Source organism: Stieleria sp. JC731 (assembly GCF_020966635.1).
Lineage (GTDB): Bacteria > Planctomycetota > Planctomycetia > Pirellulales > Pirellulaceae > Stieleria.
The window spans coordinates 1,510,183-1,532,809 of record NZ_JAJKFQ010000005.1 but is presented as its reverse complement, the minus strand read 5'-3'; the positions used below and the strand labels follow the sequence as shown (position 1 = coordinate 1,532,809).

The window sequence follows — 22,627 nt, the reverse complement described above, 5'->3', positions numbered from 1 at the left end:
GATCAGACCGCCGCTGCTTCTTCGTGGACCGCATATCGACCACCAGCACTCCAGTACAGCGAATATGTCACCGGTACGAGATAGAGAACAACGATCGTGGCAAACAATTCACCAAACGCGATGCTTGTCGCCATCGGAATCAGGATCTGAGCCTGGATGGAGGTTTCCAGCAGGATTGGTATCAGCCCACCTATCGTAGTGATCGTTGTTAGCAAGACAGGGCGAAACCGCCGCACGCCCGATTCGGCAAGCGCTTGCTCAATTGACATCCCCGAACGAACTCGCGAATTGATGAAGTCAATCAACACGATCGAATCATTAACGACGATGCCCGTTAGTGCGATCACCCCATAGAAACTGAACAGCGTCAACGGCAGATCCATGATCACATGCCCTGCTACCGCACCGAGCGCACCGAAGGGGATGATCAACATCACCAAGGCCGGCTGCACCACTGACTTGAATTCAATTGCCAACAGTACATACATCGCCAGCAACGCAGCAAAGAACCCGCGAAATAAACTTCCGAAGGATTCGGCACGTTGTTCCTGCTGTCCCTCCCACCGAACACGCAGATCGGGAAAGCGTTGTTGTAGTTCGGTAAGGAAGCCAGCTTTCAGGTCACTGACGATCTCCTCTGCGTTACCTTTCTCTTCGTCGAGGTTGCTGGAAACGGTGATCGACCGAGCTTGGTCGATTCGATTAATTTCCGAATAAGCTCGCACGACGTCGATCTCCGCAAGCTCGGTAATTGGGCGTTCGATGCCATCGCCTAGACGCACACGGATCTCATCGAAGTTTGTCAAAACGCGACGATCCTCTCGCGGATATGTAACCATGATTTTGATTTCATGACGTCCTCGCTGGACCCGCATCACTTCTTCGCCATAGTACGCCGCACGAACGGTTTCGGCCAAATCCGCGGTTCTGACTCCCATCGCGAAGGCTTCCGGTTTGATTCGAAAGCGGTATTCCCATTTGCCAGGCACGGAGTCGTCTTTGATGTCGTATACGCCGGGATACTCCGACAACTTGGTTTTGCAATCTTCGACGGCCGCCTCAAGCTCGTCGATTTTGTCAGCAGGCCCCAACACTTTGAATTCGATCGGGGAACCTCCCGGACCAAACGATCGTGTACCCAGCGTTAATTCCTCCGTTCCGACGATCATGCCAACCGCGTCGCGCCACTGAGCGACGATGGCACGCGAATGGACGCCTCGGCTTTCGGCGTTGACCAATTCGACTTCGACGCTGCCCTTGTGTCCGCCACTGGCTGTTGGCATCGGTGAACCACCCGGTCCGCCACCGCTTACCGATGCACCGACGACGCGAAACGAATTTTTGGCAATTGGCTTGCCCTGTTTTTCAAAACGTTCGGCGACCTCCCAGAACGCATCTTCGATTCGTTCTGTCGCGGCAATCGTCACGCTTTCCGGCGTCCCATCTGGAAACACGACGGTGGCATTTAGGGTGTTGCCGTCAACCCTGGGGAAGAACATGAACTTGATCATTCCGGAGTTCCACATTCCGGCGGTCAGGATCAACACGCCAAAGCAACTGGCGACCGAAACAGATCGATTGTCTAGACACACCTTCAACGTCGGCGAATAGATGCGATGGATGTAGGCGTCCAGGAGACCGGTCGCGAATCGGTTCGCCGCATTTGCGAGGTACAAAATCGGTCGAAAGATAAAGAAAACGACGTTGAAGATTCGAAACAGAACGTTGCCTTCATGTGCCAAGTGACACGGCAAAATTGTGACGCATTCGATCAACGAAACCGCAAGGATCGCGATAATTGCTGCGGGCATCACCGCAGTGAACTTGCCCATCGTCCCGCTAACGAACAGCAGCGGTGCGAACGCCACGATGGTTGTTAAGACGGCTGTGGTCACCGAAGGGATGACTTCGATCGTTCCATCGATGGCCGAACGCAGATAGTTCTTTCCCATCTGACGATGCGAGTAGATGTTTTCACCGACAACGATCGCATCATCGACAACGATTCCGAGTGCCATCACAAAGGCGAACATCGAAATCAGATTCAAAGTCTGCCCCGTCAGGTACAGGAAGATTCCAGCTGCAAGAATTGCAAACGGAATCCCCAACGCGACCCAAAAGGCTAGCTTGGGATCAAGAAACAACATCAAGAGCGTGAAGACAATGATCAGTCCTTGAACACCATTGTTGACCAGCAAGTTCAGTCGGCTTCGCACTTCGACTGACTCATCGCTCCAGGTCATGATTTCATACCCGGACGGCAGCTGCACCTGGTCGATGTAACTTCGCACCGCATCGATCATCACGAACAAATCTTGCGATGTACTTCGCTGTACTGACAACGCCAGGGCTGGCCTGCCGTTGATCAAATTGATCGCGGTGCCATCGGCAAACTCATCGCGAACATTGCCAAGATCACCGACCGTCAACACGGCACCGTTGGGCTCTGTCACCAGCGGTAACTCCGCCAGTTCGTCGCCATTGGTTCGCCGATTGTTCCCGCGCAGCAGGATCTCCTGTGATTGACTGCGGATGGAGCCGGCGGGCAATTCACGATTTTCACGCCGGATCGTTTCAGCAGCTTCTCGCAAGGTCAGCCCGTGCGAACGAAGCGTGTCCTCAGGGATTTCGATATCGATCTGATATTGCCTAGCCGCCAAGAAATCGACTTGAGAAACAGCTGATAACGCAAGCAAGTCATCACGAATCCGTTCGGCAACTCGGCGCAGCTGCAACTCTTGATCGACGGTCAGCTCCGCCGACTCCGTGTCCCTTTCCGGTGCGAGGATGCCAATTCGGATGGAAGGTCGACGGTTAGTGACCAATGAGATCGACGGATCTTCCGCTTCGAGAGGAAAGCTGGGAATGCGGTCCACTTCGCTTCGAACTTCGTCTAGTACTCGATCCGCTGGCCGAGCTCCCGGAATCAGTTCCAGCATGACCGTGCAGGAACCTTCCATCGCGATGGTGGTAACCTTTTTGATCCCTTCGATCGAACGAACAGCCTCTTCAACCTTTTGGCCAATCCCCTGCTCTGCTTCTTGCGGGGCTGCGCCGGGATAAGGGACTGTCACAGTGATGCGGTCGAGGTCGAATTCCGGGAACGATTCACGATGCATCGATCGCAAACAGAACCAGCCAACCACCATGACGGCGACCATGCATAAATTCAGCGCTGCGCTGTTGTTGATCGCACTGCGGACAATCGATTTCATGATCGCTTGCCCCCCTGCCCCTTCCAGCCCGCGTTGTCGGCGGAACCACGCGGCGCCGGTTCTTGTATTTCGGACGCTTTCTTGACTTCCATGCCGTCAACCGGAGTCGCGATCGGGCTCACGACGATCTCATCGCCCGCGACCAATCCGTTGGATCGTTGGTAAGCGATCACGGACGACTGAAGTGTGGTGGCAACTTCGACGGACTTTTTTTGGAGCATGCCATCTTCAACCACCCACACTTTGTTTCCGGGTTGAATCGCCTCTTGTGGTATTCGAACCAACGGGATCGGCGGATCAGCGTGGATCAAAACTTTGACAAACATGCCAGTCATCAACGTCGGCGGATGCAAAGGACGATTTCCGTCGGCGACGATCTCAGCACTTTGACTATTGATTGATTCGGTGTTGCCAACTGATGCTTTGTTGTCCTGACCATCAGACTCGGCAGAACCACCAGATGACGTGTCGCTAGCAACGTCCGTTTGGTCATTCGAGGCGTTTGTTGAAACCAGCGACTCGGTCGCAAAGTTATCGTGCAATGAATCGATTTGAACGACCTTCGTCGGCTGGTCAACGTGCACTCTGCAAGGAACCATCCGGGTCTGCGCATCGATACCCGCGCCTTCATAACGGTCGACGATCGCATCCCAGGCAAACAGTCGATCGCCGATTTGATAGACGACCGTTGCCGGGGTTGATGGAAACTCATATCCATCGGAATTCAGACCGTCTGATGAGCCAGAACGGTTGTCTTGATTTTGTCCCTGCCACAGCCAATTCATTTGGCGCATGTGCAGCTTGCACGACACATCCAACTGCGAAGTGTCTTGCAAAACGATCATGATGCCGCCCACTTGGACGTAACCGTCTTGTTCAACGCTTTCGGTAACAACGATTCCGTCGATAGGCGAGCGGATCTCTGTCCGCTGCAAATTCAGTTTTGCCTTTTCAAGATTCGCATCGACCAACGACTTCGCACTCGCCATGCGAACTTGCCGTTGTCTTAGCAGGTTGCCTTGGTCGACCAAGGACTGCAACGAATTGCGTGTTGTGAGTTCACTTTTGCGTGCTTGATCGACTTCGGAACTGGACGCCGCACTGCGGTTGAGCAGGTCTTGATTGCGTTGTAACAGTCGCTGGTCGATCTCTAACTGCTGGCGTGTGGATGCAATTTGATTGTCCACCGAAGTGATTTCGGCTTCCAATTCACGGATCATCGCATCAGCCTGCTGAAGCTCTTCGGTCAAACGTCGAACTTCAAGTTCATAGTCAGCCGCCTCGATTCGCAATAAGACTTCGCCTTTTTGGACTGGCTTACCGATCCGACACGATTCCGACTTGAAACTCACCCGACCGCCAACTTGGGCGGCGAGCTGAATCTCGCGAAACGGCACAACGACGCCATCGACGTCGAAAGAGATGCCTCCATTGTGGGCAGCCGCCACCGCGGTTTCGACGATCGGTACCGGAGGCACCGCAGCCGGCTCGGTGGGAACCTCTGGCTTACCCATGTAAATAAACCCAGCAACGCTGGCCGCCAAAATCCCTGCGGAAACCAGTGACTGGACGAGCGTCTTTGCCCACTTTTTCATTGACCGTTCCGATTACCCACGAGAAGCCCATTGACCGGGTATAGTGTGAATCTGTTTTAACTCCGCATGATAACTGAAGTACCGCCATAACCGGCACAGTGGAGCCAAATGTCACTTAGAATCTCACCAGTTCGCGACTCGCAATCGGTTGCCAAAGCAAACGGTTTCCGCCCCGCCAAACGCGAAATCATCCTCCTCGCGGCACTCACCGTAGCTGGTTTAGTCCCTGGCCCCCTCGCACGCGCCGAGGAACAACCTGTCGTAAAAAGCTGGACCGAAGCGGATCGGCTTTCGATGATTGTCGCGGCAATCGACCAGTCGGACTCGATCACCACCCGATCCGCCCTTGTTCGCGGGATGCTCCGAGGACTCGAAGGCCGACGCAACGTTGCGGCACCGTCAGGATGGAACCAACTTGCCAAAGAGCTCTCCGATACTGACGACCCAGATGTTCGTCAGAATGTTGCACAGCTATCTCAAATCTTCGGCGATGCCGCAGCGATTGCCCAAGCGATCGAAACACTGCGTGACTCCACCGCCGATCCAGACTCACGCCGTGCAGCCTTAGCAGCACTGACGACGCAGCAATACGATGACTTGGCCGCCGAACTGGAACCGCTGTTGGAAGTCCCCGAACTTCAGATCGATGCGATCCGAGCTTTCTCAGTCACCGGCTCCCCCGTCGGTCCGATCCGCATGCGGCAGATCTATTCGGATGCTACCGCCGAAGTCAAACGAGCCATCATCGAAACCATGGCCACTCGCCAAGACTACGCCGAACAACTTGTCCGCTGGATCGACCAAAAGGAGGTTGCCAAAGAAGACGTTCCAAGTTACGTCGCACGTACCTTGAACGAGATGCTAGGCAAGAAGTTCACCGATGTCTTTGGCGACATCGAATCGTTGGGCGAAGACATCGCTGTCACGATCAACCGCTACAAACAAATCATGACCGACGAAGCGATTGCCAAGGCGGACCCCGGGCGTGGTCGAGTCGTCTTTTCAAAAACCTGCGGTGCCTGCCATCAAATGTACGGGGCCGGTGGAAAAATCGGGCCCGATCTAACAGGTTCGAACCGAGCCAACCTCGATTACTTTCTGCTTAACAGTGTTGCGCCGAGTGCCGACGTTCCCGAAGGCTATCGCACACAAATCGTGCAAACCACCGATGGAAGGATCCTGACTGGCGTCCTCGCCGAAGAAGACGCTCAACGAGTGGTTTTGAAAACTGTCGATCAGCCAAGACTTGTGATCGCGAAGGACGACATCGAAGCTCGAAAGGTTTCCGATAAATCGATGATGCCAGACGGTCAACTTGATCAACTTAAACCACAACAGGTGCTCGACCTGTTCCGATACATGCAAACGCGATCTCAAGTGGAGGCCAACCAATGAGCCATCAACAACGCCGCCTCTTCGGTTGCAAACTATTCGTATCGGGTATTCTGACGCTAAACCTGGCTTTCAGCGTTTCAACTTTGTCGGCTCAGCAGCTGCTCCCCAAGCAACAACATCGTACCAGCGATGCGCCCTTTTTGACGCCCACAGAGGCGCTTGAAAAGATGTCGATCCCGGATGGTTTCGAAGTCTCCGTTTTCGCATCCGAGCCAACGCTAGCCGAACCGATCGCCTTCTGCTTTGATGATCGTGGTCGCCTTTGGGTTGTCGAAAACCTGAACTATCGCACGCGACGGGAACATACCGACGACAAAGTCAGTCGTATTCAGATTCTCGAAGACACCGACAGTGACGGCGTTTTCGATTCCAAGAAAACCTTCAAAGACGACCTCACATTCACTTCCGGTATCGCGGTCGGATTTGGGGGAGTCTATCTGGGTTCACCACCGAATTTTGTTTTCATTCCAGACGCCGATGGCGATGATGTTCCCGATGGTCCGGCTGAGGTCTTGCTCGATGGCTGGGGTATCAACGATCGCCATGAAACCTTGAACAGTTTCATCTGGGGCCCCGATGGCTGGCTGTATGGCTGCCATGGCGTATTTACCCAGTCGCAAGTTGGAAAACCCGGCTGTGATCCTGCCGAGCGTCAATTTATCGACGGAGGTATTTGGCGGTTCCATCCGGTCACGCACAAATACGAAGTCTTTGCTCGCGGTTTGTCGAACCCCTGGGGCTTTGACTTTGATCGCCATGGCCAAGGCTTTGCCACCTGCTGTGTGATTCCACACCTATTCCACGTTTCGCAGGGTGGGGTTTATCACAAGCAAAGCCGTCCGCATATCAATCCCTATATCTACGACGATATCAAAACGATCCGCGACCATACCCACCTGTCTGCACACGGTGGCGCAAGGTTTTACTTGGCCGACGCGTTCCCAGTTGAGTACCACGATCGGTTGTTCATGTGCAATATTCACGAACATGCCGTGTTAACTGACGTCATGGAACGCAACGGTTCAAGCTTTATCGGAAAGCATGGCGACGATTTCATGCCGACGAACGATCTGGCGTGGGTCGGTTTCAGTGTCGAAATCGGTCCCGAAGGCGGCGTGTATCTGCTGGACTGGCACGATACGGATGTCTGTGGCAACGCGATCAACTTTCCAGATAGTGGCCGGATCTATCGAATCATGCCTGAGGGCGCATCGCCGATTGAGCGTCCGAACCTAGCTTCCTTGACGGACCAACAATTGGTCGATCTGCAATTTCATTCCAATGATTGGTATGTCCGTCACGCCCGCGTCTTGCTGCACCACCGTGCAACCACCGGAAAATTGGATCGTGATACGGTCAGCACAACGCTTCGACGACGCTTTCATTCTGCCGAGTCTTCAAAATATCGGTTGCGTGCTCTATGGGCAGGCTTCTTAACGGGCATTGTTAAGCCCTCGCATTTAACACTGCTGCTTGATCATGATGACGAATACGTCCGCGCCTGGTCGGTGCAACTTCTGTGTGATCAAAGCAATGTCGATGCGTTCTATTTGGCAAACGCAGACTCACAGGACTGTGTTGTCTCGGAAGAGATTTTGCAAAAGTTCATTCAGATGGCCTCCGATGACGTGTCCCCCATCGTTCGCCTGTATTTGGCATCCGCTGCGATGCGTTTGCCGTTTCGACATCGCTGGGACTTACTGGCGGCCTTGGGAAGCCATCCCAACGACCACGAAGATCCTAATTTGGAGCGGATGTACTGGTTTGCTCTCGAGCCAATGGTTCCCAAATGGCCGAAGGAATCTTTGCAATTAGCCACCAGCACGCAACTGCCGAAGATTCAAGAGTTCGTGGCCCGACGACTTGCCACTGGCGATGCCGACTCCGAAATTGGTGAAGACTGGCAGAAGGTCGTCGGTAAAGTGGCTCCGAAATTCGACGTTCGTCACGTGGGTGAAGGAGGCGTCGTTTTCCACAGCAGCTTCCGCAATCAAACCGCGATGCAGACCCATCCGGATAGCCGCAATCGGCCTTGTCGACTGATCCGCGATACCGAAATTCCATCTGGCAAATCGACATTTTTAATGCTTCGGGTCAGCCATCATCCTCACGGAGACTGGCAGCTGCGCGTTTTGGCCAACGACCAAGTCCTAGAAGAAACAATTGTTGGCCCAAAAACAGTTGGGGCAAACGAGTGGCTAGACGTCAGTGTCGACTTGTCAAAGTTTGCCGGCCAAAACGTCCGTTTGGTGGTTGAAAACAGAGCGAATGACTGGCAAAACGAATGGGCTTACTGGAACCACGTCCTGCTGATCAGCAAATAGGCCCGATCGCTCAAGAAAGCTTTCTGTAACACATTGCTATTCCTGTCGCTTGGTGAGTCGAACCGGCCTTTCCGGGGTAGACAACACTAACGACAGGAATCGGATCGATGAGCGCGGGAACGTTTAGATCACTACTGGGAAAGACTTTTGCCGCTGGGATCGTCTTGATCACTTCAGCGGTTTTTGGCGTTGGTGCCGCCAACGCACAGACCAAGTACTACTATCCGACATTTGGAAAGTCGTATTTGCCGGTCGTTGAGGACCACGCCTTTGACCATTTCAATTCGGTCGATGAAGGATCCGATATCGTCAATCGCTTTTTGCTCGCCCATCTAAGCATGACGGTTTACAACAATACAGGTTTAAGCGAACAGGATTACGACGACTATCTGGATGCCCTCTACGCCAACCACGGTGTTTTAGAGGTCCAAGGGTTTCACGATTCCAACACCGGTGCCGACGGAGCTATTTTCGTTACCGAACATGCTGTCATCGTCGCTTGCCGCGGCACCTCTGGCAGCATTACCAATCTTGCCGATCACTATGCGGATTTGGATCGAGCCATCAAGCTGGTCAAGGTTGACAATACCGAAGTCGGGGTGCATCGCGGATTCTGGAACGCCGCCACCAGTGTTTTTCCCGAAGTCGTCTCCAAAGTCGCTCTAGAAGTCAGCAACGGTCGACGAGTCTGGCTGACAGGTCACAGTCTCGGAGGCGCAACAGCCTCGATGTTGGCCTTCAAACTGCAATATCAATCGGGGATCCCCGTTCAAGGTCTAATGACCTACGGTGCTCCGCGTGTCGGCGATACGGATTTCAACAAGATGATCGAACAGCCGAAGGCTGGCGGACGAGCTCTGACCCAATCGACACAACGCTTTGTCCTTGCAGGAGACGTCGCGGCAACATTTTGGAACGACGGAAACGACATCTATAAAAAGAAGCACGTCTACCATCACTTCGGAAAGACGCACACGATTTTCAAAGAAAGCGGTCAATACAACTTCGACTACTTCAGCGGAGAGTTGCCGATGGGCTACATCCCACGCACGATGATTCCCTACATTCTGACCTACGGAATTCACATGGAATACGAATCGGCTCTTTTCGAAGAAACCGCAGGCCTGTTGTTGGCTGTCGCAGACGAAGAGATCCTCGAAGACCTTATCGCCCTGCCCTAAAGCCAATCGGCAGAGCCGGAATTGCGGCTGATCTCGCAGCGGCTTCCCCAATCAGATCGATGCCACGCCGCTTGGCTGGCCGAGCGTCTATATTGACTCAGACATCCGCTACAAAACGGGTTTCAGACCACTTTTAGCCACCTGCGAAACTTACGACGTTCGGTGTGGTTTTAAAAGGCAGACAGATCCGATTTGTGGCCCCACGCTCCTGAGCCAACGAAGACAACAATGCGTTCCACCCTATCTGCTCTTCTCATCACCGCGCTTGCTGCCTCGGCCGCTAGTGCCCAGCAAACCCCATCTCAACAGACTCGTCCCCAGCAACAACGAGCGCGTCTGACTTTCGAAATGATTCTTCAACGAGAAGACGGAAATGGCGATGGTCAGGTTAGCAAAGATGAATTCAAGGGTCCGCCACGATTGTTCGACCGGATCGACGGGAACCAAGATGGCGTGATTACGAAGAAGGAATTCGACTCGCAACGACGTCAGCGCCCCGGTCAGCCACAAACCGACTCAAATTCGCCAGAACGTCGCGGACCATCAGATGTCACCGTTCACCGCGATGTTGTGTTTGGTACCGGCGGCGGACGCGAGCTTAAGATGCACATCGTTGAGCCCAAGGAAAGTTCTTCTGAAGCGCTGCCTGCCTACGTGTGGATTCACGGTGGTGGATGGATGGGAGGCACCAAGGACGGCGGAGTTGGCAAAGTAACACCGATGGTTCGCCAAGGCTTCGTGGGGGCAACCATCGAATATCGCCTTACAGGTGAAGCCCCCTTCCCTGCTCAGATCGAAGATTGCAAGTGCGCGATCCGATTTCTCCGAGCCCATGCAAAGCAGTACAACATCGATCCGAATCGAATCGCAGTCGGCGGCAGTTCGGCAGGTGGCCACTTGGTCGCCTTGCTCGGTACCTCTGGCGGAACCAAGGAACTTGAGGGTGACGGCGGGTGGGAAGATCAATCCAGCTCCGTTCAAGCCGTCGTCGACTTTTTCGGCCCCACAGACTTTAAGCTCTTCGTAACCGCCAAAGGGTATGAACGCCACAACCAAGAAGGTTCACCAGAGTCTCGGTTGCTCGGCGGCGGTGAAGTGTTGCCCAACACTGAAGGCATCAAACGCGTCAATCCGATCACTTATCTCGACAAGGACGATCCTCCGTACTTGATCATTCACGGAACCAAGGATGGAACCGTCCCGCCAAATCAAAGTGAAGCCTTACATGAAGCGTTGGACAAAGCCGGCGTTGCAAACAAGCTTCACTTGATTGACGGTGCCGGGCATGGAGGCCCTCAATTTGCCACTCCCGAAGTCAACCGAATGGTCCAAGACTTCTTAATCAAAACGATCGGCAAACCTCAATCGAAGTAGCCACTCTGTCCTATCAGCCGCATGGCGCCAGCCTGCGGTTCTGCTTCGCTGTCTTATCAGCCGCTCGGCGCCAGCCTGCGGTTCGCTGTCTGGGCTTCGCTGTCCTATCAGCCGCTTGGCGCCAGCCTGCGGTTCTTTGTCTAGGCCAGCGTCAATCAGAAACGCCGCAATTCATTCTGAAATCCATCGCCAGTATGGGCGCTGAAATTTCGATAGTCCGTCGGACTAGTGATATGTCCCTTTGCACCGTTGCGTCAAACATCGATCACGATTTCCAGTAGCCGACAACCAGCAGGAACCGCACGCTGGCGCGTTGCGGCTGATTGACAACTGCATTCACGTTGCGCCCAGTAACTCACGGTTTCCCTCTTCTATCAGCCGCTTGGCGCCAGCCTGCGGTTCTCTTTCTGTGCCAGCGATAATCAGAAACCACGCAAATCATTCTGACATCCATCTCCCGTACGCGCAATGAAATTTCGATCGTCCGTCGGACTAGCGCTATTTCCCCTTGCGCCTCTGCGACGTTGCGTCTCTGCGTCAAACATCGATCACGATATCCAGTAGCCGACAACCAGAAACCACGCAAACCGCTCTGAAATCCATCGCCAGTACGCGGACTGAAATTTCGATAGACCGTCGGACTAGTGATATTTCCCTTTGCGCCTCTGCGTCAAACATCGATCATGATTTCCACTGGCCGACACCCAGCAGGAACCGCACGCTGGCGCGTTGCGGCTGATCGTCAACAGTATTCAGGTGGCACCCAGCGTCTCACGGGTTCCCTCTCCTATCAGCCGCTTGGCGCCAGCCTGCGGTTCTCTGTCTGGGACAGCAACAATCAGAAACGACGCGAACCGCTCTGAAATCCATCGCCCGTACGCGCACTGAAATTTTAATAGTCCGTCGGACTAGTGATATGTCCCTTTGCACCGTTGCGTCAAACATCGATCACGATTTCCAGTAGCCGACAACCAGCAGGAACCGCACGCTGCGCGTTGCGGCTGATTGACAACTGCATTCAAGTTGCGCCCAGTAACTCACGGTTTCCCTCTTCTATCAGCCGCTTGGCGCCAGCCTGCGGTTCTCTGCCTGGGACAGCGACAATCAGAAACCACGCAAACCGTCTGAAATCCATCGCCCGTATGCCCACTGAAATTTTGATCGACCGTCGGACTGTTGATATTTCCCTTTGCGCCTCTGCGACGTTGCGTCTCTGCGTCAAACATCGATCACGATTTCCAGTGGCCGACACCCGGCAGGAACCGCACGCTGGCGCGTTGCGGCTGATTGACAACACTAGTTACGGTTTGCGCTATCGTCTCAATCTTTCCTGAATAGACTGCAACCGCTCAATCAACCAACGACGAAAATGCATCCTCAAGAAACTGTATCAATCGTTGCTCGTATTGTTGTCCGGCTGCATCGTAGAGATCCTCGTGCCCTGCCCCATCAACGATCCACAGTCGTTTGGGCTCCATCGCCGCCTCATATATCTCGCGCGTCTCAGCTTCGGTCGTATGCAGATCCTTGCTGCCTGATAGTATGAACACGGGACACTTGACCGAACGGATATTGTCGATGGGACAAAGTTCTGATGTTGAGATACCCAACCGATACTGCAATTGAAAAATCAGTATCGATGAAGCCAACGTTGTAAGCGGTCCCAGACGAACGCGAACCCGGTTGTCAACCGCATCGACAATTCTCGGATAGACCGACTCCAAAACCATAGCATCAATGTTCAGCGGTGAAGCCAGCAATGCGGAAGCTCCACCAAGAGACACACCGATCAAAGCAATTGGCTGCCCCGGGTGCTGCCGTCTTGCGTATTCAACCGCTCCGCAAACATCAAGCTTTTCCTTGAAGCCGATCGTTATGTTTTCTCCGGGACTCTCACCATGGGCTTGCAGATCAATCAAGATCGACGAAAACCCATTTTGAAAAAGCAGATTCGCACGCTTCAACATTGATAGACGGTTGCTACGTATTCCGTGAACCAAAACGACGACGCCACGAGATTTCTCTGGCACACAGTGCCAGCCTGAAATCTCAGACCCTGATTCACTATCAATGAATATTGACTCTGCGTTCAACGCTTCCGGAGGCAATCCGACTGTTCGTTGATATGGTGCGACCAGCGTTCCGGCAACCAACCATGAAACAATGCCCCCAATCGTGAGACACACGAGCGAGAACGCGAACAGTATTCGAACGCTTTTACTACGAATCAGTTGCAACTTAACCGTCCTTTTTGCAAATCGTACGGGGTCAACCTATGGGGATTCTGTACTTGTGGCACAGGCGACGCTCGGTCCACCAGAAATGCGATTCCGATCGGTTTTCTCCATCTCGTTTCCATGGTGACTGATTTCAAACACGAAGAAGTCCCGGTTGAGGTTTCCGTTTACATCTCGGAATTGAATATTCGAGACCACAACGAAACTGGAGCATACCGCAGGAACCGCACGCTGGCGCGTTGCGGCTGATCGTCAACTGTACTCATGTGGGCCCCAGCGCCTCACGGGTTCCCTCTCCTATCAGCCGCTTGGCGCCAGCCTGCGGTTCTCTGTCTGGGACAGCGACAATCAGAAACCACGCAAACCGTCTGAAATCCATCGCCCGTATGCCCACTGAAATTTCGATCGTCCGTCGGACTAGTGATATTTCCAGTTGCGCCTCTGCGACGTTGCGTTAAACACCGATCATCATTTCCAGTGGCCGACATCCGGCAGGAACCGCACGCTGGCGCGTTGCGGCTGATTGTCAACTGTATTCAGGTGGCACCCAGCGGCTCAGGGGGTCCCTCTTCCATCAGCCGCTTGGCGCCAGCCTGCGGTTCTCTGTCTGGGACAACGACGATCAGAAACCACGCAAATCATTCTGACAGCCATTGCCAGTACGCGGACTGAAATTTCGATCGTCCGTCGGACTGTTGATATTTCCCTTTGCGCCTCTGCGACGTTGCGTCTCTGCGTCAAACATCGATCACGATTTCCAGTGGCCAACACACAGCAGGAACCGCACGCTGGCGCGTTGCGGCTGATCGTCAACTGTATTCAAGACGACACACTGTAGAAACCGCACGCTGGCGCGTTGCGGCTGATTGGACGGTGCGACGCAGGCACCGCCGGCGCGGTAGCGGCTGAATTGGGTGGCTGTTTCTGCGGCTGAGACCTGTCGAGTATAACGGTGGTTCGCTCCTTGATGCGATTCAACTTAATTCTCGTATGACAACACAAACCTCCTATGACGCTCTTCGCATCACTTCGCGAATACGATGGTAAGACGACTGCTCCGCTGGAGCAACTTGCGGATACCCTGCCTCGTGACAAAGAAACCATCGCCGAACTATTCATCGCTGTAGAGCAAGACAGCCGAACGATGCAGGCGGGCGCGACGTGGATATTGAAACGTTGGAACGACGAACAAGAACCGCTGCTCGCTAAATCAATTCCCAAACTCGCCAAGGCTCTGAAACAAGTCCAACACTGGGAAGCGAAACTTCACTTACTTCAAATCCTTTCGACTTATCCGATCCCAGTCCGAGTTGCGAAGTCTCTCAAAGCCACACTGAACGAACTGCTCTCCAACGACAACAAGTTCGTTCGAGCCTGGACGTATAGTGTTCTCGCCGCGATCGCGGAAAACGATGAATCCTACCGACCGCACGTCACCGCGATATTTGAGAAGGCTGAGTCAAGCGATGCGGCATCGATCAAAGCTCGCATTCGCCAAACGCGGAAGAAATACACTTGGGCACGTCAAAAGTAGCAACCCTTCGAAACGCAACCCACTACGCATCCAAATCGATTGTCACTGTTCGGACGACCGAGCTACCTCGACAAGCTGCGACAAAGAATTGACGATCACCGTCCAACAGCACACGCTGCTCTAGTTCGACCAAACCGCCACAGACCATCGTGTTACACGTTGCCGAGCGAAGCTGCACAGGCAAGCCACATCCTGTTTCGCTATGGAAGACGCAACTACCCTGGTAGGTCGCCTGAGGCAGTCGTTCTGTGAAGAGCTGCAACAATTCGCGAGGCTCCAGCAAAGGCCGATCACTCCAGACGCGACGGACCGTGTCTTCGCAGAGGTACGCACGTGTCCCGCCTCGCGCACAGCACTTCCCGCGACAGTTGCCACACACTTCACCAAGCTTCGCGATCGGAACCAGGTCCCCAGATCGGTCGACGCCTTCATCCGCCTGCACCAACCCATCCTTGGATCCATCGGTGCCCTGCTCTGTTTCCTTTTCCTTCGCCACGTTCTCAATCGTCGAACAAAGGCGTTTTACAAAACGGCTTTTCCTTTTATTGGAAAGCGATACAAGGTTTCGATGGTTGCTTGGAGTAACGATCACACGAAGCGAACTACCGGGCGAGCAAACCTGATCACGAAGGAGGGTTGCTGCATGCATGCGATCTTCGTAAAGCTGCTGCGTTCGGTCTTTCGTTTCTGCGAGAAGCCGCTTCCGACGTGCAGCGATCGCGCGGTGCCGATCGTTATGCGATGGCAAATCTTGATTCAATCGATCCACTCGAAACCTGACACTCAAACATTCAGCGTGACAATCCAAATTAGAAACCTACGCCGCAGAGGCTAAAGCATTCGATTGGATTTTGCGAGCGCAACCCTAGTCCTTCTCAGTTGCTGGAAATCGTTTTCTTGAATCACTGTCGATGGGACGGCCCGTACGGCGACTCCACCACTCCCCTGCCCGGCTCGGTTGATAATGCGGATTGGTGATTGGCATTCTTGCGATCACTTCCGTTCGCCAATCTTGAAGCTTCTTTTGCAAGTCCGCCGCGCGACCTTTCTTTTCATCGACAAGGTTTTCGGACTCGCTGATGTCGTTTCCGAGATGGTATAGCTCGACATCGCCGCTACCGTCAATGTACTCGATCAATTTCCAATCGCCTTCGCGGATCGCGCTGGCAGGTCGATCATGGTGATAGTGCGGGTAGTGCCAATACAATGGATCGCGTTGCAATGCAGCGTCCGGCTCTGCCAAGGTTGGAAGTAGACTGACCCCATCAATCGTTTGGGTCTTTGGCAGATCAGCCCCAGCGAGTTCGATAAACGTCGGATAGAAGTCATAGCTGATGCTTGGCTGATCGCATTCGCTGCCAGCTTTCGCAAGTGGCGGATACTTGATAATCAGCGGAACACGAATCCCGCCTTCATGCAACGAACCCTTCTCTCCACGTAGCGGAGTCTGACGACTTACCAAATCATCGGCCGATTCGCGATAGTCGTATCGCGTATAGAGCCCACCGTTGTCCGAGGTAAATACGATCATCGTGTTATCGGTTTTGCCAGCCTTTTCTACTGCATCAACAATTCTTCCCACCATATCGTCACAGTGTTCGATCATTGCCGCGTAGACCGGGTGAGGAAGTTCCTGTTTGCGCACTGTTGCCTTGTTTCGATACTTGTCAACTTTCTCCGACATCGCACCGAGTGGAATATGAACGGCGAACGGAGACAGCATGAGGAAGAACGGTTCTTCGCTATGTTGTTTGATAAAGTCCACCGATAGGTCCGCTTCAAAATCGGTTCGGTATTGCTCCTTTCCTGGTTTTACGCCCCCGCCCTGGACCTTGTACCGTCCTGGCAAATGAGGCCCGTTGATCACAGCGCTGAAGTCATATCCTTGATGCTCTGGTTGAAACTGAGCAGCATTGCCCAGGTGCCACTTTCCGATGTATCCCGTTCTATAGCCAGCCGATTTCATCGACTCAGCAACTGTGATGGTATCCAGTGGCAAAGCCATCGCAGTCTGCGGTGTAATCACCCTTTCGAACGGCCGCCAGTGTCCGGGAATATGTGCAGTGATCCCGATACGTGCTTGGTTCTGTCCCGACTGGACGGCACAGCGTGTTGGGGAACAAACGGCTCCGGCAGCGTAGAAGTTCGTGTACCTGACGCCGTTTCGCGCCAGTTGATCGATATGTGGCGTTTCGACAAAATCGTTTCCATAGCAACCGATATCCTTCCAGCCCAAGTCATCGATAAAGATAAGGATGATATTCGGTTTCGCCGCATCAACTCGCGCGGTTCCGGTCATCCAGGCCACGACGAAGACGGCAGCAATTCCGCTGAGAATTGATCGATACTTTGGATACATCTCTATCAACTTAATTAGTGGTTAGGACGAGAAGTGGCGTTGCCAGTGAAGGTCAAGTCTTGATCGCCAGTGATGCGGCAGCTCGCGAGAGTACGTCACTTTCGGTTTACCGCCGCGATGCATCAAACAAAGCTGGCTAACTCGATTGGCAAACGACCGCCATGTGGGGAATGGGAGGGGCTTCTTATTCTATCAAAACGATTCAGAGTGTTGTCACAGCAGACCGGCTGGCTTGACAACGTTCTAGTGTTCGTCAGAATGTTTGAACGTCATCGCCTCCCCCTGCCCTCCTTTTGACGAGCCCTCCATGTCAACTCCGATCCGATTCATCATGATTGGCGGGTTTCTCGGTGCCGGGAAGACAACCTTGATTGCCCGATTGGCACGTCACTACCAAGATCAAGGAAATCATGTTTGTGTTGTTACCAATGACCAAGCGGCAGGACTGGTCGACACGGAGCTGCTTCGTAGCCAAGGGCTGAATGTTAACGAAGTTGCGGGGTCTTGCTTCTGCTGCAATTTCCATGGCCTGACCGATGCGATGGACCGTTTCGAGAACGAACGTCGCCCCGATATCATCTTGGCCGAACCCGTCGGCAGCTGCACCGATCTTGTTGCAACGATCGCACTACCGATGATGGAACGGCTTGGCGAGAAATTCGTTCATAGCCCATACTCTGTCGTGTTGAAACCGAGCCACGGGCTGAAGATCTTGACGGGAACGACCGGGCGAGGATTCTCGGAGAAGGCGGAATACATTTTTCGCAAGCAGCTGGAAGAATCTGAAATCGTTTTGATCAATCGGATAGATGAGCTGACCGAAGAACAGCAGCTTCAACTTCGCCAAGCGATCGAGGAACAATATCCGGGCCGACCGGTCATCGGCATCTCTGCAAAGACCGGCGAAAACCTCGAATTACTGCACGAGGCGTTAGCGGAAACGCCGCAGACGCGAGAAAAACTGATGGACGTTGATTACGACGTCTACGCAGAAGGCGAAGCCGAACTCGGTTGGCTTAACGCGACAGTCACCATGAAATCCGATAGCGATTTCTCGATTGATGGCGTTGCCTTAGCAATTGTCGATCGGCTTCGCGAGCGACTAGACGAAATCGATGCTGAACCGGCGCACCTGAAAGTCCTGTGCTCTTCAAATCAATCCGTCAGTGTCGCAAACCTTGTCAGCAGTGATACGCCAACCATGCTGTCGGTTTCATCCGAAGCCAACAGCGATTCTGCAACTCTGCTGATCAACGCTCGCGTCAGTCTTGCGCCGGAGCCACTTCGCCAAGTCGTCACCGAATGCGTCACTGAGTTAGGAGAACGATTCAGGGCAGATATGGCTGTGGAAACGATGGAGAGTTTTCGACCAGGTCGCCCCGTTCCAACTTTTCGCGTCGAAGCAAACTCAAAGTAATCTCAATCGGGCGTTGATCTAAATAGAAAAGTGATCGAGCTCACAAGGTCGCTTTTCTGCCTGTCGGGTTTGTGAACTATTTGCGTGGTCGCCGGAGATCCACGCAGCGATTATCCGAACCGGGCAGCAAAAGATTTGAATGCATCGGCTGAGCGACAACACCGCCAAACCGGGCTTCGGTAACAATCACCGGACGCCCCAAGATCAAACAGATAACTGATCCGCAATCGATATACCGCTCCTCGTCTTCGTCAGCGTACTTGCAGTTCAGACCACCCGAGAAACTGGTGTTGCCAAATTCAAGTTTGCGTCCTTGATCGTCCTGGGCAAGCTTTAAACAGGAATTGCATATATACCACGGATAGCGGAGAAATGGCTTCTGCGCCGATCCACAAACGGGGCAACGATGGTCTGGCAAACTCGATTCAACCGGTTTCGCGTCCGTCGCCTGTTTGAATGATTCCACCAACTGTTCGACGCGATCATTGGGTTGACGATAGCTAACGATCGAAACATTGATTGGATGGGATCGGTATCGAATGCAAGCTCGCTTGATAGACCGAACGATCCATTCGATCGGATTGCCAAACGCCCCACCGCCCAACAGCGTCAGATACAGCTGCTGATTTCCTGTATGCACGGAATTGAGCACGGCCGCCGCAAACGTGGCTTCATATGCCGCATCGAGCACCAGCGATGCAAACGGTTGCCATTGAGTCGAATCGAGTTCGCTATATGCGACCGGCATTGCGGAACAATAGACCTGAGTGACAACATGATCGGACTGACCAATGGTGACCTGGGTTTGCGAATGAATTCCGATTTTCAAATCACCGCGCAAGGCATCCAAATCGTCTTCGGACATGGCCTGCAACTTTGAATTGATTTCTCTCAGCCCATCTTCGGTTGGTAGCGCATAGCCGTTTTGCATCTTCCACAAACGCCCATTGTCGTTTCCCAGGCGTTTGCCAATCGCTTCCAAACAATCCACTTGGCAATTGGCAGTCTGGCCAATTTGATCACCAATCGGCACCAAGTAGTTCCTGTAGATCGTTCCGGCTCCACAGGAAATTGCGCACGCAGGCCCTTGTGTCGGGTCATGTTCGTAGATGCCCACACCTTGATCCGGCGTCACCTGCGGAGAAACCATTTCAAGTAAGTTAAATTGCGAGGCAACCTGAAAGGTCGCCCCAGCGTTCGAGTTGTCTGCATGCATCTCCCGCACATCACCGATCTTCTGTTCCACCGAAAGCGAGCCGTGCATGCGGTCAAGATGTGCGACTCGAGCGCGAAGCTCACGCAGCGAGACGACTTCCAATTCACCACACTGAAAGCTCTTCCCGTTGGCAACGGAAGTCAATCGACCGTCCTGATAAGTCAATTGACTTCTAACCTCGGACGGATCTCTTTCAGAGAATCCGGTCAACTTGGTGAACCAGTCATCGCGATACGAAGTAGACGACATTTCGATTGTGATCCGAATGAAGAACGCAACATGAACTGAACCGTGTCCAATTTCGGGTTCAGAAAACGTGGTCCATTCTAGTGGACGGGAAGTGGTCCGGGATGCCCAATCGAAACGACCACGGTGCGACCAAGAATCGCAAAGTCACTTTATCGATGACTTTGAAACGTACCCAATGCAAAGCAAAGCAATTGTTCCCTGCCCTTCCCTAAGTTCACTTTGACAACTGCACGACAAATTCGTTGTCTCCTGGTACCAAGTCCAAGCTCAAGCGGCCATTCTTTGCTTCAATATTCTTGCCGCTAAGCAAAAGGTGATCGAAATCGAATTCTTGTCCCGGAACGTTCAATCGGAAAACCGACCTTCCTGTTGGCAAGGCTTTGATGACAACGCGACCTTCCTGATCTGTCACCCCGGCATAGGGATTGTCATGAATAAAAATCCAGCCTTGGACATCGTCATGAATGTTGCACCTTATCGAAACGGCTCCAGGTTCCGCTTTTTCAACTTCGCGTCGGTAGATCAATGGTGTCGCTAGTTTGTTTCGATATCCGCGGACGCTATTGGCGAACCATGTCAGGTACAAGTTATGGTCTTTATCCTCGGACGCAATCTCCAACACTTGCCCTGCACGCATCGTTGAAACCCGAGGCACGAAGACGTTGTTCTGCAACTGCAAGCGATGGGCAGTCGTCACCTTTGGAAACGCCGGAAGCTCTGTCCCAAAGCGACGATTGGCTCGAATATCCCAGTAGACACAAGCATCGGCAATTGACTTCCGAGTTCCATCGACGAGCGTTTCGAATCGCAAAAGCAAATTCGATTCTGAATCGACGTTTGCACCGATTTCCTGCGACCAGCCTTTGTCAAACAAGCCCAATAGAAAGAGCGTTGCGAGGGTCAAAGCCAAGCAACGGATTTGCGACTGCGGTTTGAATGCTCCAAAGCCGTTCATTTGAAAACCTGGGATTAGCGATAGAGACTTGTCTAGTACAACCTGCCCTGTCGCAAGTCAGAAGCAGCCCACGAGATATAGTTGCTTATCGGCTTTCGGCGAGCGCCACGATTGCCCACGCAGTTCCCCAATCGTTGGCGGTCGCGGTCGTTTTCCCTTTGGCTGACTCTTTCGTCCCAGGAACCAGCCACTTCCCGTTTTCCTTCTGCGTTTCAACGAGATAATCACGAGCCCTTTGAATCGCGTCTGGATCGGCAGCGACTTTGGCTAATGCGTATAGCACGTACCCTGTTCCCAACGCATCGCTTTCTTCAGTGAGCGCCCATCCCCAACCGCCATCAGGATTCTGTTGTTCGAGTAACTTTGTCTGCAGGTCCTGCTTTCGCGAATCGTTTTGATAGTCCGCTAGTAGCAAGCGAGCTGCCAACCACTCCGACGATACCGGCGATTCAATCTGATCGGCGAACGCCAAGGCTGAATTTCGATCGTAGGAGACACCTTCGATTTCCAAGGCTAGCGATGTCCAAATCGTTGTAACGGCTTGTGTCTCATCTTTGGGCCGACGCTGCATTGGTAGCTGGCCGCAGGCCTTCCATGATCCATCCGCCGCTTGCTCGGCCACCAACTTCTTTGCGAACTCGCTCCGCCATTGGTCCCCATCATCGTTTTTCGCAGGGATGGCGAGTAGCAACGCGACCATGGTGTCAATGTTGCCAGACATCGTTTTCTGACGATCCTGTTCCTCTCGCTGCGACGCCTTGACGAAGTGAGAAACTTGGCTTGACCATTCAACCCATTTGGCAAGGTCTTCGCGAGACACTTCAAAGCCACTGGAAAACGCAGCGGTGTGAGCCCAAATCATCGAGGGGACTTGGTGACAGGAGACGCATTCACGATTCTCGATCCAGCGTTCACCGCTTTGTTTGAGATAGCGAAGCCCAAGCTGAATCGATTTATCTTCAGCGTTGCACGTGACCGTGAAGTACGTGAGTAGAAATAAGACCAGGACCGGTTTTTTAACTGAGTGGATCATCCCACCAGCCTACACGATCTGCTAATGGTGTGCCTCATTTGGCGAACTTACAACAGATTCGCCAACAGTAACGCCGCTACCTCTGACCTGCCCCGTCAGGTCACTGGCGGTAACGCGTTTCAGTAGCACAAAACTGAGGACAATTATCGCCGTTGCGACACCGATCTTGATTGACGCTTCGGTAATTTCGATTCGTCCTAGCTTCATTGAAAGGCACCCACGTTTGAACCAAACACTGAACGATATCCGCACCGACGTGGCTGATGACCTGCTGGCTTTGCCGTTTGGTCGCCTTCGGCTCCGCCCACATAACGGGGACGAACGCTAACTTCACAGAGGCAAAGGCGACCACGAAAATTGGCAAGCCGACAGACTCGCCACAGACTTGAAGGAAACGCCGCTACGGAACTATGCCAACCGCAAACACGGAACCAAGGCAACCCAAAAACCCCATAGCCCCACCCATAGGGCAAGCAAAGGTCTGCAAACCCTACGTGAATCCACCAATTGGCGATTTAGAAACGCTCACGCTCCGTCTGCCTC

General features: G+C 53.2%; 15 protein-coding genes. 6 read left to right on the top strand and 9 right to left on the bottom strand.

Translation table 11 applies throughout. From position 1 onward, the window contains the following. Positions 1-2: 2 nt before the first annotated feature. Both LOC67_RS16475 and LOC67_RS16470 read right to left on the bottom strand, forming a co-directional pair. Positions 3-3,215 carry an efflux RND transporter permease subunit gene (locus LOC67_RS16475; protein ID WP_230263704.1) on the bottom strand — a complete coding sequence of 1,071 codons (3,213 nt, stop codon included), beginning with the start codon at positions 3,213-3,215 and terminating at the stop codon, positions 3-5. After that, positions 3,212-4,810, bottom strand: coding sequence for an efflux RND transporter periplasmic adaptor subunit (locus tag LOC67_RS16470; protein ID WP_230263703.1), 1,599 nt, complete (start codon positions 4,808-4,810; stop codon positions 3,212-3,214). The genes LOC67_RS16475 and LOC67_RS16470 overlap by 4 nt, the downstream gene beginning before the upstream one ends. A 108-nt stretch (positions 4,811-4,918) precedes the next feature. Between LOC67_RS16470 and LOC67_RS16465 the strand changes: the two genes are divergently transcribed. The 4 genes from LOC67_RS16465 (at position 4,919) to LOC67_RS16450 (ending at position 11,084) form a co-directional block, all read left to right on the top strand. Further along, positions 4,919-6,205, top strand: a complete 1,287-nt coding sequence (locus LOC67_RS16465; protein ID WP_230263702.1) for a c-type cytochrome — start codon at positions 4,919-4,921, stop codon at positions 6,203-6,205. Further along, positions 6,202-8,529 carry a PVC-type heme-binding CxxCH protein gene (locus LOC67_RS16460; protein ID WP_230263701.1) on the top strand — a complete coding sequence of 776 codons (2,328 nt, stop codon included), beginning with the start codon at positions 6,202-6,204 and terminating at the stop codon, positions 8,527-8,529. The genes LOC67_RS16465 and LOC67_RS16460 overlap by 4 nt, the downstream gene beginning before the upstream one ends. 107 nt (positions 8,530-8,636) lie before the next feature. Beyond that, complete coding sequence (locus tag LOC67_RS16455; protein WP_230263700.1) at positions 8,637-9,710, top strand: lipase family protein; 1,074 nt, start codon at positions 8,637-8,639, stop codon at positions 9,708-9,710. Between the two features lie 348 nt (positions 9,711-10,058). After that, positions 10,059-11,084, top strand: coding sequence for an alpha/beta hydrolase fold domain-containing protein (locus LOC67_RS16450; protein WP_230263699.1), 1,026 nt, complete (start codon positions 10,059-10,061; stop codon positions 11,082-11,084). Positions 11,085-12,433: 1,349 nt separating this feature from the next. On the opposite strand, the gene LOC67_RS16445 is transcribed toward LOC67_RS16450, so the two are convergent. Next, entirely contained in the window at positions 12,434-13,270 is an 837-nt protein-coding gene (locus LOC67_RS16445) for an alpha/beta hydrolase (RefSeq protein ID WP_230263698.1), read from the bottom strand. Positions 13,271-14,330: 1,060 nt separating this feature from the next. Between LOC67_RS16445 and LOC67_RS16440 the strand changes: the two genes are divergently transcribed. After that, complete coding sequence (locus LOC67_RS16440; RefSeq protein WP_230263697.1) at positions 14,331-14,855, top strand: hypothetical protein; 525 nt, start codon at positions 14,331-14,333, stop codon at positions 14,853-14,855. A gap of 22 nt (positions 14,856-14,877) precedes the next feature. On the opposite strand, the gene LOC67_RS16435 is transcribed toward LOC67_RS16440, so the two are convergent. Further along, positions 14,878-15,615, bottom strand: a complete 738-nt coding sequence (locus tag LOC67_RS16435; RefSeq protein ID WP_230263696.1) for a hypothetical protein — start codon at positions 15,613-15,615, stop codon at positions 14,878-14,880. Positions 15,616-15,720: 105 nt separating this feature from the next. Beyond that, complete coding sequence (locus LOC67_RS16430; protein ID WP_230263695.1) at positions 15,721-17,214, bottom strand: sulfatase; 1,494 nt, start codon at positions 17,212-17,214, stop codon at positions 15,721-15,723. Between the two features lie 307 nt (positions 17,215-17,521). On the opposite strand from LOC67_RS16430, the gene LOC67_RS16425 reads away from it, so the two are divergent. After that, entirely contained in the window at positions 17,522-18,631 is a 1,110-nt protein-coding gene (locus LOC67_RS16425) for a GTP-binding protein (RefSeq protein ID WP_230263694.1), read from the top strand. Between the two features lie 76 nt (positions 18,632-18,707). Here the strand turns inward: LOC67_RS16425 and LOC67_RS16420 are convergent, their stop codons facing one another. The 4 genes from LOC67_RS16420 to LOC67_RS16405 all read right to left on the bottom strand — a co-directional run bounded on the left by LOC67_RS16420 (position 18,708) and on the right by LOC67_RS16405 (position 22,291). Continuing rightward, complete coding sequence (locus LOC67_RS16420; RefSeq protein ID WP_230263693.1) at positions 18,708-20,096, bottom strand: hypothetical protein; 1,389 nt, start codon at positions 20,094-20,096, stop codon at positions 18,708-18,710. Between the two features lie 214 nt (positions 20,097-20,310). Beyond that, positions 20,311-21,051 carry a hypothetical protein gene (locus LOC67_RS16415; protein WP_230263692.1) on the bottom strand — a complete coding sequence of 247 codons (741 nt, stop codon included), beginning with the start codon at positions 21,049-21,051 and terminating at the stop codon, positions 20,311-20,313. 85 nt (positions 21,052-21,136) lie between these two features. Continuing rightward, positions 21,137-22,084, bottom strand: a complete 948-nt coding sequence (locus tag LOC67_RS16410) for a prenyltransferase/squalene oxidase repeat-containing protein (protein ID WP_230263691.1) — start codon at positions 22,082-22,084, stop codon at positions 21,137-21,139. 21 nt (positions 22,085-22,105) lie between these two features. Continuing rightward, positions 22,106-22,291: a hypothetical protein gene (locus LOC67_RS16405; protein ID WP_230263690.1), complete on the bottom strand. Its 186-nt coding sequence runs from the start codon at positions 22,289-22,291 to the stop codon at positions 22,106-22,108. Between the last annotated feature and the right edge of the window lie 336 nt (positions 22,292-22,627).

Bases quoted from the DNA above. Each gene is read 5' to 3' on its own strand.
- LOC67_RS16475 (WP_230263704.1), bottom strand. From the start codon at position 3,215: ATGAAATCGATTGTCCGCAGTGCGATCAACAACAGCGCAGCGCTGAAT.
- LOC67_RS16470 (WP_230263703.1), bottom strand. From the start codon at position 4,810: ATGAAAAAGTGGGCAAAGACGCTCGTCCAGTCACTGGTTTCCGCAGGG.
- LOC67_RS16465 (WP_230263702.1), top strand. From the start codon at position 4,919: ATGTCACTTAGAATCTCACCAGTTCGCGACTCGCAATCGGTTGCCAAA.
- LOC67_RS16460 (WP_230263701.1), top strand. From the start codon at position 6,202: ATGAGCCATCAACAACGCCGCCTCTTCGGTTGCAAACTATTCGTATCG.
- LOC67_RS16455 (WP_230263700.1), top strand. From the start codon at position 8,637: ATGAGCGCGGGAACGTTTAGATCACTACTGGGAAAGACTTTTGCCGCT.
- LOC67_RS16450 (WP_230263699.1), top strand. From the start codon at position 10,059: ATGATTCTTCAACGAGAAGACGGAAATGGCGATGGTCAGGTTAGCAAA.
- LOC67_RS16440 (WP_230263697.1), top strand. From the start codon at position 14,331: ATGACGCTCTTCGCATCACTTCGCGAATACGATGGTAAGACGACTGCT.
- LOC67_RS16430 (WP_230263695.1), bottom strand. From the start codon at position 17,214: ATGTATCCAAAGTATCGATCAATTCTCAGCGGAATTGCTGCCGTCTTC.
- LOC67_RS16425 (WP_230263694.1), top strand. From the start codon at position 17,522: ATGTCAACTCCGATCCGATTCATCATGATTGGCGGGTTTCTCGGTGCC.
- LOC67_RS16420 (WP_230263693.1), bottom strand. From the start codon at position 20,096: ATGTCGTCTACTTCGTATCGCGATGACTGGTTCACCAAGTTGACCGGA.
- LOC67_RS16415 (WP_230263692.1), bottom strand. From the start codon at position 21,051: ATGAACGGCTTTGGAGCATTCAAACCGCAGTCGCAAATCCGTTGCTTG.
- LOC67_RS16410 (WP_230263691.1), bottom strand. From the start codon at position 22,084: ATGATCCACTCAGTTAAAAAACCGGTCCTGGTCTTATTTCTACTCACG.
- LOC67_RS16405 (WP_230263690.1), bottom strand. From the start codon at position 22,291: ATGAAGCTAGGACGAATCGAAATTACCGAAGCGTCAATCAAGATCGGT.